The sequence below is a fragment of the Ureibacillus sp. GCM10028918 genome (assembly GCF_042666115.1).
In the GTDB taxonomy this organism is placed as follows: Bacteria; Bacillota; Bacilli; order Bacillales_A; family Planococcaceae; genus Ureibacillus.
Genome location: NZ_JBHTFK010000005.1, coordinates 493576 through 508478 on the forward strand (window position 1 = coordinate 493576; position 14903 = coordinate 508478).

Sequence of the window (14903 nt, forward strand, 5' to 3'; positions counted from 1 at the left end):
ACTAATCCTCCTTAATGCTAGACTGATTCAATGTCACCATCGCATTTTGCGCCGCTTGTTGTTCAGCCTCTTTCTTCGATTTCCCTCGGCCGATACCCAATTCCTTGTCATTCAATAAAACGCGAGAAACAAACGTTCGGTTATGTGCAGGTCCTTTTTCATCGACAATTTCATAATGCAATGTACCATTGTTTGTTTGTTGAACCATTTCTTGCAGCTGACTTTTGAAATCCATCACATGCGAAAAAGCACCGACTTCTACTTTTGGGAAAACAATTCGTTCTAAAAATTCAACAACCGCTTCTAAACTTTGATCTAAATAAAGTGCGCCAATAAAGGATTCAAAAACATCTGCCAGAAGTGCAGGACGTTCACGACCACCTGTCAGCTCTTCACCTTTCCCTAAAAGAACATATTTACCAAAATTTAATTCGTTGGCAAATATAACAAGAGATGGTTCACAAACGATGGAGGCACGAAGTTTTGTAAGTTCTCCCTCACTCATATGTGGATATCTTTCAAAAAGGTATTTAGATACGGAAAGTTCAAGTACTGCGTCTCCCAAAAACTCTAGTCTCTCATTGTCGGTAAATAATTTTCGACGATGCTCATTCACATAGGATGAATGTGTAAAAGCTTGGTAAAGTAAGCTTTTATTTCTAAAGAAAATATTTAACTCCTCTTGCAAAAAATCGAATTGATGTCTTACTTTTTCAGGTAATACACCAACTTTTTGATTATTACCTTTTTTTCTTATTGTCATGAACAATCGGCCTTCCTAATAGATTCTAACGTATAGTTTACCTTGTTAAGCATGATAAATTCAACATTTCTTTAAATATAAGCTAAACTAATATAAAAAGAGGCACAAAGTTTCGCTTTTCAACCGAATGCCAAAACTGTGCCTCTTTATTAAATGCGCATAGATTTATCGAGGTTAGACCTGCACGGTGCAGGTCAGCTAGCCTCCATTAATAATCCGTGGCATCCGCCACCACTAATTTTATTCTAATGAATAAAGTTAATTTAGCTTACTTTACCTTCAATGTAACTGATAGCGTCGCCAACAGTTGCGATTTTTTCAGCATCTTCGTCTGAAATTTCCATATCAAACTCATCTTCAAGTTCCATTACTAACTCAACAACGTCTAATGAGTCTGCACCTAAATCCTCACGGAAAGAAGCTTCTACTTTCACTTCGCTTTCGTCAACACCTAAACGGTCAACGACTACTTTTGTAACACGTTCAAATACTGTAGCCAAATCGTTCACCTCCCCTCAAATAGGTCTATTAACTAATTTTGCCAATAAGTAACGACAAAATTAGTATTCAATTAATAACATTACTAAAGATAGTTTACTCATAGATTCATTGTCAACCAATATTACATATACATTCCGCCATCAATATGGAGCGTTTGGCCAGTCATATAACTTGCGTCATCTGAAGCTAGGAACACTACAGCTTTTGAGACATCTTCAGGATTGCCAAGTTTAGCTAATGGGATTTGAGATAACATTGCGCTTTTCACGTCTTCTGGTAACGTATCCGTCATTTCAGTTGAAATGAACCCTGGTGCAATCGCATTGACCAAAATGTTTCGAGAAGCAAGCTCTCTTGCTGTTGTTTTCGTTAAGCCAATAACACCAGCTTTAGCTGCAACATAGTTTGCTTGACCAGCATTCCCCATTACCCCGACAATTGAAGAAATGTTAATGATACGCCCTGCACGTTGCTTCATCATTTGACGAGTAACTGCTTTCGTACATAAGAACACACCTTTTAGATTGGTGTTGATTACATCATCCCATTCATCTTCTTTCATACGCATTAGAAGATTATCTCGAGTAATACCAGCATTATTGACTAGAATATCGATAGCTCCAAACTGTTCGATGGCAGCATTCATTAACTGTTGAACTGATTCACTATCAGAAATATTGGCTTGAACGGCAATTGCTTGTGAACCAAGATCTTGAATTTCTTTTACGACCTCACTCGCTTTTTGTTCACTTCCACTGAAATTCACAACCACATTGGCACCTTCAGTTGCAAGCTGTAAAGCAATAGCTCGTCCAATTCCACGAGATGCTCCGGTCACAACCGCAGTTTTCCCATCTAATTTACCCAACTTGATTCACTCCAATCGATTCAATGACTTCCTGCAATGATGCTTCATCATAAACGCAATATGTTTTGACAGAACGATCGACTTTTTTCACTAGCCCTGAAAGCACTTTTCCAGGTCCACATTCAATAAAGGTAGTCACACCCAGCTCCAACAATTTGCGAACATCGTCTTCCCATAATACCGGGCTATAGACCTGCTCAATCATTTCATTGCGAATTGCCGATGGATCTTGTAAAAGTTCTGCACCTACATTGCTGACTATTGGTGTATGAGGAGCTTTAATCTCGATACCATCAATCACATCTTGCAATTTTTCAGCCGCCTCACGCATTAATTCGGAATGGAAAGGTCCGCTTACCACTAAAGGAATCGCTCTTTTTGCGCCAGCTTCTTTCGCTGCTGCAGAAGCCTTTTCTACACCAGCTTTTGTCCCTGAGATTACAATTTGACCAGGGCAATTTAAATTCGCAAGCTGAACTACGTTACCCTCAGCAGTGATTCCATCACAAACGGCTTTAAGGCTTTCTGCATCTAGGCCTAGAATCGCTGCCATAGCCCCTTCACCTGCCGGAACAGCCTCATTCATGAATAATCCACGTTTATGAACTGTTAAAACCGCATCCTCAAATGAAAGTGCACCGGAAGTAACAAACGCACTATATTCACCTAAGGAATGTCCTGCCGTATAATCTGGTTTAATCCCGGCCTCAATCAACTTTTGTGCAACCATAACCCCTGTTGTTAACAAAGCAGGTTGTGCATTATAAGTTAACGTTAATTCTTCTGCTGGACCGTTTAACATTAAATTTGATAAAGGAAATTGTAAAACTTCATCTGCCTTATCATAAAAAGCTTTACTTTCTTTACTATTTTGAGTGAATTCCTGCCCCATACCTACTTGCTGAGAGCCTTGACCAGGAAAAATAAAAGCTATTTTTGTCATTTTCAATCCCCATTTCTTTAACGTCATCCCTTTATCCCCAGTAAACGGATTTATTGTTCCGGATTTTGTGCAATTGTTTCCGTAATGATTCCTGTAACATTATGCTCGACCATTATGGATGCTTGGCGAATTGCACTATAGACTGCTCGGGCATTTGACGAGCCATGTGCTTTAATAACCGGTGCTTTCAGACCGAAAAGTGCAGCACCGCCATGCTCGGAATAATCTAATTTACCTTTGAGTTTTTTTAATTCACTTTTCATAAGTACAGCGCCAATTTTTGTTTTAGTTGATGCCATAAATGCTTCTTTAAGCATTGCCATCATGCTGCCTGCTGTACCTTCAATTGATTTTAAGACCATGTTTCCGGTAAAGCCATCCGTCACCACAACATCGGCCACACTGTCCAATAAGTCACGGGCTTCAACATTGCCAATAAAATTAATGTTGGATTCTTCTTTTAACAGGGTAAAGGCTTGCTTTGTTAAATCGTTCCCTTTTTTATCTTCTGTACCGATATTTAATAATCCTACTCGAGGATTGTCGATGCCTCTTACTTTTTTTGCATAAATATAGCCCATTATGGCGTATTGTAAAAGGTTTTCTGGTTTTGCATCGGCATTTGCACCTAAATCAAGCATCAAGAATCCTTTACCATCAATGGTAGGTAATGTTGTAGCTAAAGCTGGGCGAGCAACACCTTCGATTCGACCTACTTTAAATAAGCCACCTGCCATTAAAGCACCGGTATTCCCAGCAGATAAACATGCATCCGCACTTCCATCTGTCACGGCTTCAAGTATTCTCGTCATCGAGGAATCTTTTTTACGACGAACAGCACGAGCTGGATCGTCTTCCGCTTCAACGACTTCTTCGCAATGAATCACTTGAAGGCGGTTATGTTCTTTTAAAAAGGGCTGTAGTTGCAGTTGATTTCCATACAGTTGTATTTCTATGTTCGGAAAGTCTTCCAATGCAAGCAGCACACCCTCAACGATTGCCTTTGGTGCGTTGTCGCCACCCATTCCATCAATTGCTAGCTTCATGATTGTCACCTGAACCTTTCGTGCGATACATTTCAAATTCACCTTTAAATACTGTTTCATTATTAACAGTTGATGCTACTTCTATATATGTACGATTTTTTTCACTATTCTTTCCACGAACAGTTGCTTTTGTAATCACACGGTCACCTGCTTTTACAGGTTTTACAAAGACAACATTTGATTTAACAGTAAGTGCTAATTCATCATTTATAACAGCAACAGCTAATGAGTTTGCTTGAGCAAATAGGTGATGCCCCCTCGCAATGCCATTACGCTGAAAAACATGCTCATCCTTTACATCAAATATGGAAAGCGCTCGCTGATCTAATTCAATATCGATTATTTCACCAATTACTTCATCAAGTGGCAAAGATTTTATTTCGTTCTCATAATTTTGCGCGGCAACGCCTTTTATACGCTCACGAAGTTCTGGAATAGAGAGTTCCATTCGATCTAGACGAATGGTTTGAACGCTGACTGCAAACTGTGAAGCTAATTGTTCATCAGTGACGAATGGGTTATCTTGAATTGTTTCAGTTAGTAGTCTTTGTCGTTCTTTTTTTGTACGCTTCAAAACATTCGTCACCTACTTCTAGTTTTTTTAGCACTTGGTACTAATACCAGTATACATTTCTATAAAAAAGAACGCAAGTACAAATAAATTAAGAGAATGGTTTCATTTGTAATAGGAGCCAGAGCCTGTTGTTGAATTTAGCCGGTTTTAGCAAAAATCTATCCACTTTTGTTCATAATCCAGCCGCCTAATTTTTCAGCAAAAAAAACGACTTCCGCTATTAGAAGCGAAAATCGTTTTTCTAACTTAACCATATAGTAAAAGCAAATTGTTTTAATCAATTCTTTCCCCATTTAAAACACCAGACACTTCTAACATCTCACGTAAATAACGGTATTCTTCTGATTGCCAGAATTGGTCATCGTAAATGAGTTTGACAGCATCTTGTCTAGCTACTTCTAACGTTCGGTAATCATGTACTAAGTCTGCCATTTTAAAATCAGGCAACCCGCTTTGTTTTTTCCCAAAGAAATCTCCGGGTCCACGCAGTTCCAAATCCTTTTCCGCAAGTTTAAAGCCATCATTTGTTTGTGTCATTGACATCATACGTTCTTTTCCTTCTTCAGACTTCGGATCAGCGAGAAGCACACAATAGGATTGATGTTCACCACGCCCTACACGACCACGCAATTGATGGAGCTGGGCTAGTCCAAATCGGTCCGCATCATAAATCATCATAAAAGTGGCATTTGGTACGTTTACACCAACTTCTACAACAGTTGTCGATACCAAAACATCAATTTTCCCATCTGAGAACTCGCGCATGACAGCATCTTTTTCATCAGGATGCAGTCTTCCGTGCATTAAGCCAACTTTATATCGACCATTGAAAATTGTTGCAAGCTGCTCATACACCTCCACTGCATTTTGAACATCCAATTTATCTGATTCCTCAATAAGCGGGCAAATAACGTAGGCTTGTCTGCCATTTCGCAATTCCGATTCCATTTTGGTTATACTCGAATTCAATTGCTCCTTCTTCAACCAATGTGTTTCAATTTGTTTCCTTCCGGCAGGTAATTCATCAATAATGGATACGTCCATTTCGCCAAAAGCAGTTATAGCTAGCGTTCTCGGAATTGGTGTCGCCGTCATGAACAGCACATCCGGGTTCATCCCCTTATCTCGTAAAATTCTTCGCTGCTCAACGCCGAATCGATGCTGTTCGTCGGTAATGACAAAACCCAGGTTTTTAAAAATCACATCCGGTTGAATAAGGGCATGCGTACCAATTAAAATATCAATTTCGCCTTTATGTAATTGCTCTAATATTAATTTTCTGTTTTTTGTTTTCGTTGAACCAGAAAGCATGGCTACTTTCACACCCATCGGATCAAACCAGCCTTTTAATGATTCCGCATGCTGTTCGGCCAGGATTTCTGTTGGTGCCATTAATGCACCTTGATAACCTGCAGTCACTGCAGAATAAAGACCTATTGCAGCCACAATCGTTTTTCCTGACCCTACATCCCCCTGTAAAAGTCGATTCATGCGATGCGGCTCTTTTAAATCCTTGCTAATTTCATTGACCACTCGTTTTTGAGCATTCGTCAGTTCGAACGAAATCCGCTTAATAAATTCGCGAACCTTCACTACATCATACTGAATGGCGGTTCCTTGTTCATTTTCTTTTCTAATCTTTCTCAAAGATTGGATCCGTAATTGAAATTGCAACAATTCCTCATAAACGAAACGTCTTCTCGCTTGTTTGGCATGATCGGCGTCTTTAGGGAAATGAACACCTTCCAAGGCATCGATTATTTTTGGCAATTGATACTGCTCTATTAAATGACTTGGCAGTGTTTCGTCCATTTCACCCTCAACCAAATCTAAAGCCTGACGCATATATTTGCGAAATTTTTTTTGATGAATAGAGCCTTTCAAACTATAAACAGGCTCAAAATCGGTATTATCCGTTTTAGGACCGAATTTTATAGATGTGCCATTAATGACTTGTCGGCCACGGTCCCATTTTCCTGAGACCGTGACGATTTCACCTGGTGTCAGCTTTGTTCTTAAATAGTTTTGATTGAAAAATACAACCTTCACAAGATGTCTTCCCGCTAATACAGTTACTTGAATTCTAGATTTATTTTTCCCTAAATAAAGCACTGAAGGAACACTTTCTACTCTTGCTTCAATTGTCACTTTCTCATTATGTGGTGTCTCTGCTAAATCCTTTAATCGAAAGTCCTCATGACGATAGGGGAACGTCCAAATCAAATCTTCGATTGTGTAAATACCCATTTCACTTAGGTGTTCAGCCGTTTCTTTTCCAATCCCTTTTAATTCTGTAATTGGTTCCAATACATTAGTCAACTTCTACTGCACTTCCAAAGATTTTAGCAGCAAGTGCTTTACCTGTAGGTGTTGCAGCAAGACCCCCACGAGCTGTTTCTTTTAAACTCGGATGCATTGTCTGACCAATTCTAAACATCGCACCAATTACTTCATCACAAGGAATTCGGCTAGTTATCCCAGCAAGAGCCATATCTGCAGCTACCATTGCATTTGCTGCCCCCATTGCATTTCGTTTGACACACGGAACTTCTACAAGACCAGCTACCGGGTCACAAACAAGACCCAGCATATTTTTTAACGTGATAGCAAACGCTTCCGAACATTGAGCAGGAGTTCCCCCAGCCATCTCTACAATCGCTGCTGCAGCCATACCAGCCGCAGAGCCAACTTCTGCTTGACATCCGCCTGCTGCACCTGAAATAAAAGCGTTATTTGCAACTACAAATCCAAATGCACCCGATGTAAATAAGAAACCGATCATCTGCTCACGCGTTGGATTTAGTTTATTTTTCACAGCAAACAATGTTCCGGGCACTACTCCTGCAGATCCAGCTGTAGGAGTTGCACAAATCGTTCCCATAGCCGCATTTACTTCATTCGTTGCAACCGCTTTACTAACAGCATCTAATAATAAGTCGCCAGAAAGACTTTTACCTGAAGCAATATAATTTTGTAGTAAAACTGCGTCGCCGCCAGTCAGGCCTGAAACGGACTGAACACCATTTAAGCCGCGTTCAACCGCTTGCTCCATGACAACCAAATTTCTGTCCATTTGCTCGAAGATTTCTTCTCTTGAACGACCAGTCATATTTATTTCTTGTTCGATCATGATTTCAGAAATGAGCTTATTTTCTTTTTCAGCAAGTTCAACTAATTCTCTTACATTATGAAATAATACATCCACAAAGCTCACTCCCTAGTTGTTTATTTTAGATACCTTTGTAATATTTGGAATCAATGAAATCTGTTGCAGAATGCGGTCATCGATATTTTGATCGACTTCAATGACCATTAAAGCTGTTTGACCTCGTTCAATTCGGGATACTTCCATATGCCCAATATTTACATGGTGCATGGCTAAGCAATTCGCCACATTGGCAATACAACCCGCTCGATCATCATGTACTACCAATATTGCCGGCATACCTCCAGTTAAACGTAGCTTAAAGCCATTCACTTCACTAATTTCAATTTTACCGCCGCCGATGGAAATCCCTTCTACCGACATTTCACCTTTTTCATCACCCATCACAATTCGAGCTGTATTTGGATGCTCTTTATTAGCTGTTTCTGGTATAATTTCAAATTCTAATCCTTCATTCTTAGCGTGCTCATATGATGTTTTGATGCGTTCATCAAATGTATCAAAATCCAAAAGTCCCCCAACGATCGCTACATCTGTTCCATGCCCCTTAAATGTCTCTGCAAAAGAACCATACAGGTGAATTTTAGCCCATTTCGGTTTTCGACCAAATAAATCCCTCGCCGCTCGTCCGATACGTGCAGCTCCAGCTGTATGAGAAGACGAAGGACCAATCATAACTGGACCAATAATGTCAAATACTGAAGTAAACTTCAAACTACTCTCCCCTTTAATCTTAATTATATTAAAATCCGAAATGATTTGTTATCAGAAATAAATTCTATTATTTTAAGCTTAGTTTATCACGAAGATTCATAGACACACAAAATATATAATTTTTAGAAAATGATTTTATTGAATTTTTCTTTTTATTTCGGGTCATTTTGGTACGTTTTGTATTCAATCTTGTTCAAAAAGTGGGGTTTGGGGGAGTGTCTGGTTGTATTCATTTTCGTTTTTTATGGACAATTGGAAAAGTCTTGGTTAAAAAAGTGAAATATCTTTTGATTGGACAATTCTTATTTGGTTTGGGCACGGATTTGTCACCATACAAGCTTGAATCGGACAATTCTGAGTTGGTTGCCAATGGATTTGTCACCAGAGTAGCTCAATACTTAAAACACAAGCTGTAATTGCAAAGAATAATATACTTTCCTGTTTTTCAGTGATCTCGACGTTCACTATTAGGAATTCTCCTCCCGTTGCACCGCTTTTGGTCATTTCGACATCTTCCATTCGACTACCCACTATTCGTTATGGCCGTGTTTCGTCTTATAGACAGGTTGTATTCCACCCTTAAGAACAAGAATCGCAAAAGCAAAAAACTGACCACAAAAAGTTGTTAACATTCAACAAACTTTTGGGTCAGCTTTTTTATAGCGAGGAAAATTGGTGTCCCAAGCATACCGGTGCTTACCCGGCATTCTCACATCTTCAATTACTCAACTGATAAAATAAATGGATATAATGATTGTTTTCCTTCTACAATTTCTACTTCTGCGTCAGGGTAGTTTTCTTCGATGAAGCTTGCCAACTCATTTGCTTGTGCTTTTGTTGCATCTTCACCGTAAATAACTGTGACGATTTCGGAATCTTCATCAACTAATTCAGCGACAACTTTTTCTGCAGCTTCTGACATACGCGGCGTTGATAAGATAATTTTGCCTTCAGCTAACGCCATGTAGTCATCTTTATGAATTTCTACACCATCAATGGTTGTATCACGAACAGCAAAAGTTACTTGACCTGTTTTAACGTGAGAGAAAGCGTCTGTCATACCTTCTTTATTGTCCGCAACAGAGCTTTCAGGGTTAAATGCCAAGATAGCCGCCATACCTTGAGGAATTGTTTTAGTCGGAACAACAGCTGCTTCGATATCTAACAATTCAACTGCTTGTTCTGCTGCCATAACAATATTTTTATTATTCGGTAAGATTAACACGCGTTCAGCGTTTACATCCTTAACAGCTTTTACAATATCCTCAGTTGAAGGGTTCATTGTTTGACCACCTTCAATGACATATGAAGCGCCGATACTGCGTAGTAATTCAGCAATTCCCTCACCCATAGCAATTGTAACGACCGCATAAGGGTGTTTTTCTTGTTTCTTCGGTGCACTTGCAGGAGTACCTGATGAATCATTCACAATTGAAGAATGCTGTTCACGCATATTATCAACTTTAATTTTGATTAAGCTACCATATTTTTGACCTGCAGCAAGTACCGCTCCTGGTGTTTCAGAGTGAATATGTACTTTTGCGATCTCTTCATCCGATACAACAAGTAATGAGTCACCCATTACATTTAGTTCTTCACGGAATTTTGCTTCATCAAACGGTTCTTTTTCTTGTTCAAGACGAACCATGATTTCCGTGCAATAGCCGAATTCGATATCTTCTGTGCTCATGAAATCCTGGGCACGGTGATGCTCTGCACTAATTAAATCATCTAATGATGCATCATTTTTAGCTGGAAGCGCTTCCCCCTTTAAGGATGCAAGGAATCCTTCGTAAACGAATAGTAAACCTTGACCACCGCTATCGACAACGCCAACCTCTTTTAAGACAGGTAAAAGATCAGGTGTACGGTCTAGTGAGTTTTTCCCTTCACTCACCACTGCTTCCATAACAGCAATAATACTGTCTTCTTCTTGCGCAACTTCCACAGCTTTTGCGGCTGCTTCACGTGCAACTGTTAAAATTGTTCCTTCCACTGGCTTCATAACTGCTTTATAGGCAGTATCTACACCCGCTTGAAACGCATTAGCAAATTGGATTGCATCAATTTCACTATCTTTTTCGATCGCTTTTCCGAAACCGCGAAATAATTGAGATAAGATTACTCCTGAATTGCCTCGCGCACCCATTAATAATCCTTTTGATAAATTTTGTGCTGTTTTCCCAATATGCTTCCCAACATTAATTTCCGTTTCCTTTGCACCCGATGTCATAGATAGGTTCATATTTGTACCTGTGTCTCCATCTGGAACCGGGAATACGTTTAGAGAGTCAACATAATTTGCATTCTGAGATAAATTATGGGCACCCATTTGCACCATTTCTGCAAATTTGATTCCGTCTAATGACTTCATCCGATTTAAATCCTCCTCTTACACATTCATTACACGAACGCCTTGAACAAAAATATTTACTGATTTAACGCTCATACCTAATGTTTTGTTTACTGTGTATTTTACTTTTGATTGAACTTGATAAGCCACTTCTGAAATTTTCGTTCCATAACTAACGATAATATACATGTCAATATGAAGGTCTTGTCCTTCTTGACGAATAATTACACCTTTTGCAAAGTTTTCTTTTCGTAAAATATCAGTTAATCCATCACGAATTTGATGTTTTGATGCCATTCCAACGATACCATAGCATTCAATTGCCGCTCCACCAGCAATTTGTGCAATTACATCGTTTGAAATATCGATATGGCCGAAATCATTATTAATCTCTACTGACATGACTTTGCCCCCTTGGCTCATTTTCACTAAATTCTATTGTACTACACAAAAATTGATTATAAAAGAAAACCTAGGTATTCGTCTACATATTGTCCAATTTCCCATTATTAATCAAATAGCCAATACTATTACTACACCGATGCCTTATCCTTAATCGGTAAATTTGTTTGCTATACTTGAGCAGTGTCTAGCTGCAGGCGCTATGCGAGCACCTTCCGCTTTTCTTTATATCATAGTTGTTTTTTTATAGTATTTCCATTTCTAACACTCTTTTTCAGTCTGTAAAGGATTTTTTCTTGAAAGGTTATGTGAAAACTATTGCATAGGATTCCTGACTATGTTAAATTATTAAAGTATGTGAAATAAAGAACTGAAAAACAATCTTTCAGATTCATCTGTAAGGAGGGAATATACATGCCTAAACAATGTGTAGTAACTGGTCGAAAAACTCGTTCAGGCAACAATCGTTCACACGCAATGAACGCTAACAAACGTACTTGGGGTGCAAACTTACAAAAAGTTCGTATTTTAGTGAACGGTAAACCAAAACGTGTATGGGTTTCTGCTCGTGCGCTTAAATCTGGTAAAGTTGAACGCGTTTAATCTAACCTGTAAAGCATCGATTTTTACATTTGTAAAAATTGATGCTTTTTTATTGTTACTGAAATTATAAAATCTTGCTGTGTAATTCTTTCTGAATTAGTTATTTTACATCGCAAGCAGCTTGGAGCTTACAGGATGCAAGTCATGGGTTGCCAAAGGATCGGGTTTTTCGTCGACGCGGGCTAGACAGGGCGTTTGCGCTTTTGTTCTCGTAATGTTGAAAAAGAACTGTCCCATTTTATCTGGAGGACAGTTCTTTTTGTTTTACTAAGTTATTCACTTTGATGATTATAATTTACAATAAAGCTGTTAGAATGAATCGCCAATCAATGGGTACCTGCGAAACACATGGATGAAAGAATGAGGACATTAGACACAAAAGTCACATTTAGTTTGCTCTTAGTCCCCACCGATTGATTACTCCAACAAAAACTAAGCGCATCACAATTTGCCGAATCCTACACATGACCAACATGCAAATGATTGGCTACTTTGTGACAACACTTATGTAACCAATATTCTTAGTGGCCGTACCAATAGCTGTTTTACTTTCGTTTCGGTTGACCCCCACCTAATCATTGAATTTATACTCTTTCAGATAGGTTGGGGGCTTGACTTGCAACTAATTGCGGGAAAAATAAAATTCACACTAATCCTTTTTCTTCTTCTTTCCGCCGCCTGTGAATAAATTAATGCAACTACGTGTAAGACTACTAACAAATTTCGGCAATTGAAATGTATAAACTCTCAAATGCTGGCCCTCCTTTTTAGTCACTGCTTCTTATCATTAAACATATGCCTGATGAAAAGGAGATATACCCAAGGCTAGAAATCAATTCATTACTAGTAAATCGAGAAGTGCCAATTTCAATGCGATCGTTTGTAGTCTCGTATTTTACGCCTCGGATCGTCACATTTTCTACTTCATTTTGATAAGCAAAAAATGAAATATATCGAAACTTTTCATCTCGTATTATAGTATGTTCCCCAGGCAATAGTATGCGAATTTCATTCTGAGAGTTTATAATTTTTATATGAATATGCGGATACTTAACTTGAATACGGTACATAGAACGAAGTGCTGCTTCAAAGTGATCCAATCTTCCTCCAGTTACTCCTGTTAAGTAAATTTCAGATGGCGTGTATGTTACAGCCTTCAAAAGTGCCAGGTCTGTATCTGTATCATCTTTTTCCGCTTGAACCTTTTCAATGTTAAGTGCAATATTGGATACTTGTTGCCACTCTTCTTCAGATAACGAATCAAAGTCACCTACAATATCGGTGGGTACAATCTCTTCTTCTATTAAATAAAGAGCTCCTCTGTCAGCACCTATAAAAAGTGCATTTTTAGACTTAAACTCATCAAATGAGCAAAGTTCACCCCTTGGCCCACCTGAACACACGACAACACTTGTCATTATTGAATTGCAGCCTCTCCAGCTGTTTTAATCTCTTGTAGGGCTTTTGCTCGATTATCCTGATTATAAATAGCAGAGCCTGCTACAAACATCGTGACACCTGCTTTGGCACAAACGCCAATAGTTTCGGCAGTAATGCCACCATCAACTTCAATCTCAATCGCCAAACCGCGTTCTTTAATGATTTTTGACAGAGCTTCAATTTTAGGAACTACAGAAGAGATGAACTTTTGACCTCCAAAGCCTGGATTAACAGTCATGAATAATACAAAATCAATGTCTTCCAATATATGCTGGATCGTGTCAATCGGTGTATGTGGATTTAATACAACGCCTGCTTTCACACCGAGTGAACGAATTAGTTGAATTGTGCGATGCAGATGTCTGCACGCCTCCACATGTACTGAAATATAGTCTGCCCCTGCTTTTGCAAACTGTTCGATATAATTATCTGGATTTTCAATCATCAAATGAACATCCAGTGGTAATTGTGTAATAGGACGCAATGCTTCAACAACAATAGGTCCCATTGTAATATTTGGGACAAAGTGTCCGTCCATGACATCAATATGGATCAGCTCTGCCCCAGCAGCTTCTACTTCTTTCACTTCTTGTCCCAATCTTGCAAAATCTGCAGACAAAATGGATGGTGCAATTTTAATCATCGCTAATACCTCGGCTTTCGATCAATAATTTCTTGTAAAAACTGTTGATAATGCTCGTAACGATAAGAGTTCACTTCTCCTGAGTGGAGTCCATCTTTTACTGCACATTTCGGTTCTTTTATATGTAAACAACCTCTAAACTTGCAACCTTCACTCAGTCTGCTAAATTCAGGGAAACATGCAGTTAATTCTTCTTTTTCAATTGTATCAAAATCAAAGGAGCTAAAGCCTGGAGTGTCAGCTAGAAGTCCATCACAAACTTCGATTAGCTCAACATGGCGGGTTGTATGCTTTCCTCGACCTAAACTTTGAGAAATAACACCCGTTTCCAAATTTAATTCAGGTACTAAAGTATTTAATAACGTCGATTTACCAACACCAGATTGCCCTGCTAAAACAGATGTTTTACCTTTCAGGATTGGCTGTAAACGATCCAATAAAGAGGAATCCTCTTTATACGTTTCAATGATTTCATAGCCAATCCCCTTATAATCATCAATATAGCTTTGAAGGCTGCTTTTTTCCTCAATCGTCAATAAATCCATTTTTGTTAAACAAATAATCGGTTCTACATTAAAGGATTCTAAAACAACTAAAAAGCGATCCAGTAGAATCGTATTAAAATCTGGTTCCTTTACGGAAAACACTAAAAGTGCTTGGTCGATATTCGCAATAGGCGGACGTACAAGTTCATTTGTTCTCGGATGGATTTTCATGATCGTTCCATCCGAGTCGCCTTCTTTGGTAAAATCAACATGATCCCCAACTAGCGGTGATTCTCCTCTATTTCGGAAAACACCGCGGCCACGACATTGTACTAGCTCCTCATTGTAATAGACATAATAATAGCCGCTTAACGCTTTACGGATTTGGCCTTCAGCCATTGT

General features: G+C 38.9%; 15 protein-coding genes. 1 reads left to right on the forward strand and 14 read right to left on the reverse strand.

The features are described from left to right. Position 1: 1 nt before the first annotated feature. The 11 genes from rnc to ACFQU5_RS05680 all read right to left on the reverse strand — a co-directional run bounded on the left by rnc (position 2) and on the right by ACFQU5_RS05680 (position 11330). Positions 2-763, reverse strand: a complete 762-nt coding sequence (rnc, locus tag ACFQU5_RS05630; RefSeq protein WP_390285607.1) for a ribonuclease III — start codon at positions 761-763, stop codon at positions 2-4. 263 nt (positions 764-1026) lie between these two features. After that, on the reverse strand, positions 1027-1263 hold the full coding sequence (gene acpP, locus ACFQU5_RS05635) for an acyl carrier protein (RefSeq protein WP_390285609.1): 237 nt from the start codon (positions 1261-1263) through the stop codon (positions 1027-1029). 122 nt (positions 1264-1385) lie between these two features. Next, a complete protein-coding gene (gene fabG, locus ACFQU5_RS05640) occupies positions 1386-2132 on the reverse strand; it encodes a 3-oxoacyl-[acyl-carrier-protein] reductase (protein WP_390285611.1) in 747 nt (248 codons plus the stop codon). Next, positions 2125-3075 carry an ACP S-malonyltransferase gene (fabD, locus tag ACFQU5_RS05645; protein WP_390286523.1) on the reverse strand — a complete coding sequence of 317 codons (951 nt, stop codon included), beginning with the start codon at positions 3073-3075 and terminating at the stop codon, positions 2125-2127. The genes fabG and fabD overlap by 8 nt, the downstream gene beginning before the upstream one ends. Before the next feature lie 50 nt (positions 3076-3125). Then, positions 3126-4121, reverse strand: a complete 996-nt coding sequence (gene plsX / locus ACFQU5_RS05650; protein WP_390285613.1) for a phosphate acyltransferase PlsX — start codon at positions 4119-4121, stop codon at positions 3126-3128. Then, positions 4105-4695, reverse strand: a complete 591-nt coding sequence (fapR, locus tag ACFQU5_RS05655) for a transcription factor FapR (RefSeq protein ID WP_390285615.1) — start codon at positions 4693-4695, stop codon at positions 4105-4107. Before fapR ends, plsX begins: the two co-directional genes overlap by 17 nt. A 273-nt stretch (positions 4696-4968) precedes the next feature. Further along, complete coding sequence (gene recG, locus ACFQU5_RS05660) at positions 4969-7014, reverse strand: ATP-dependent DNA helicase RecG (RefSeq protein WP_390285617.1); 2046 nt, start codon at positions 7012-7014, stop codon at positions 4969-4971. Beyond that, entirely contained in the window at positions 7007-7900 is an 894-nt protein-coding gene (gene sdaAA / locus ACFQU5_RS05665; protein ID WP_390285619.1) for an L-serine ammonia-lyase, iron-sulfur-dependent, subunit alpha, read from the reverse strand. Before sdaAA ends, recG begins: the two co-directional genes overlap by 8 nt. A gap of 12 nt (positions 7901-7912) precedes the next feature. Then, positions 7913-8575, reverse strand: coding sequence for an L-serine ammonia-lyase, iron-sulfur-dependent subunit beta (sdaAB, locus tag ACFQU5_RS05670; RefSeq protein ID WP_390285621.1), 663 nt, complete (start codon positions 8573-8575; stop codon positions 7913-7915). Between the two features lie 721 nt (positions 8576-9296). Then, positions 9297-10949 carry a DAK2 domain-containing protein gene (locus tag ACFQU5_RS05675; RefSeq protein WP_390285623.1) on the reverse strand — a complete coding sequence of 551 codons (1653 nt, stop codon included), beginning with the start codon at positions 10947-10949 and terminating at the stop codon, positions 9297-9299. An 18-nt stretch (positions 10950-10967) separates the two neighbouring features. Further along, complete coding sequence (locus tag ACFQU5_RS05680; RefSeq protein ID WP_036202871.1) at positions 10968-11330, reverse strand: Asp23/Gls24 family envelope stress response protein; 363 nt, start codon at positions 11328-11330, stop codon at positions 10968-10970. Positions 11331-11744: 414 nt separating this feature from the next. On the opposite strand from ACFQU5_RS05680, the gene rpmB reads away from it, so the two are divergent. Continuing rightward, positions 11745-11933 carry a 50S ribosomal protein L28 gene (gene rpmB / locus ACFQU5_RS05685; protein ID WP_036202868.1) on the forward strand — a complete coding sequence of 63 codons (189 nt, stop codon included), beginning with the start codon at positions 11745-11747 and terminating at the stop codon, positions 11931-11933. A 767-nt stretch (positions 11934-12700) separates the two neighbouring features. Here the strand turns inward: rpmB and ACFQU5_RS05690 are convergent. From ACFQU5_RS05690 to rsgA, 3 genes are read right to left on the reverse strand one after another with little or no spacing between them, the layout of a single operon-like run. After that, a complete protein-coding gene (locus ACFQU5_RS05690; protein ID WP_390285626.1) occupies positions 12701-13351 on the reverse strand; it encodes a thiamine diphosphokinase in 651 nt (216 codons plus the stop codon). After that, positions 13351-14016, reverse strand: coding sequence for a ribulose-phosphate 3-epimerase (rpe, locus tag ACFQU5_RS05695; RefSeq protein WP_390285628.1), 666 nt, complete (start codon positions 14014-14016; stop codon positions 13351-13353). Before rpe ends, ACFQU5_RS05690 begins: the two co-directional genes overlap by 1 nt. A gap of 2 nt (positions 14017-14018) precedes the next feature. Next, a complete protein-coding gene (gene rsgA, locus ACFQU5_RS05700; protein ID WP_390285630.1) occupies positions 14019-14900 on the reverse strand; it encodes a ribosome small subunit-dependent GTPase A in 882 nt (293 codons plus the stop codon). Positions 14901-14903: the final 3 nt, after the last annotated feature.

Excerpts from the sequence above, each read along its gene's own strand:
- rnc (WP_390285607.1), bottom strand. The coding sequence starts at position 763 with ATGACAATAAGAAAAAAAGGTAATAATCAAAAAGTTGGTGTATTACCT.
- fabD (WP_390286523.1), bottom strand. The coding sequence starts at position 3,075 with ATGACAAAAATAGCTTTTATTTTTCCTGGTCAAGGCTCTCAGCAAGTA.
- plsX (WP_390285613.1), bottom strand. The coding sequence starts at position 4,121 with ATGAAGCTAGCAATTGATGGAATGGGTGGCGACAACGCACCAAAGGCA.
- ACFQU5_RS05675 (WP_390285623.1), bottom strand. The coding sequence starts at position 10,949 with ATGAAGTCATTAGACGGAATCAAATTTGCAGAAATGGTGCAAATGGGT.
- ACFQU5_RS05680 (WP_036202871.1), bottom strand. The coding sequence starts at position 11,330 with ATGTCAGTAGAGATTAATAATGATTTCGGCCATATCGATATTTCAAAC.
- rpmB (WP_036202868.1), top strand. The coding sequence starts at position 11,745 with ATGCCTAAACAATGTGTAGTAACTGGTCGAAAAACTCGTTCAGGCAAC.
- ACFQU5_RS05690 (WP_390285626.1), bottom strand. The coding sequence starts at position 13,351 with ATGACAAGTGTTGTCGTGTGTTCAGGTGGGCCAAGGGGTGAACTTTGC.
- rpe (WP_390285628.1), bottom strand. The coding sequence starts at position 14,016 with ATGATTAAAATTGCACCATCCATTTTGTCTGCAGATTTTGCAAGATTG.
- rsgA (WP_390285630.1), bottom strand. The coding sequence starts at position 14,900 with ATGGCTGAAGGCCAAATCCGTAAAGCGTTAAGCGGCTATTATTATGTC.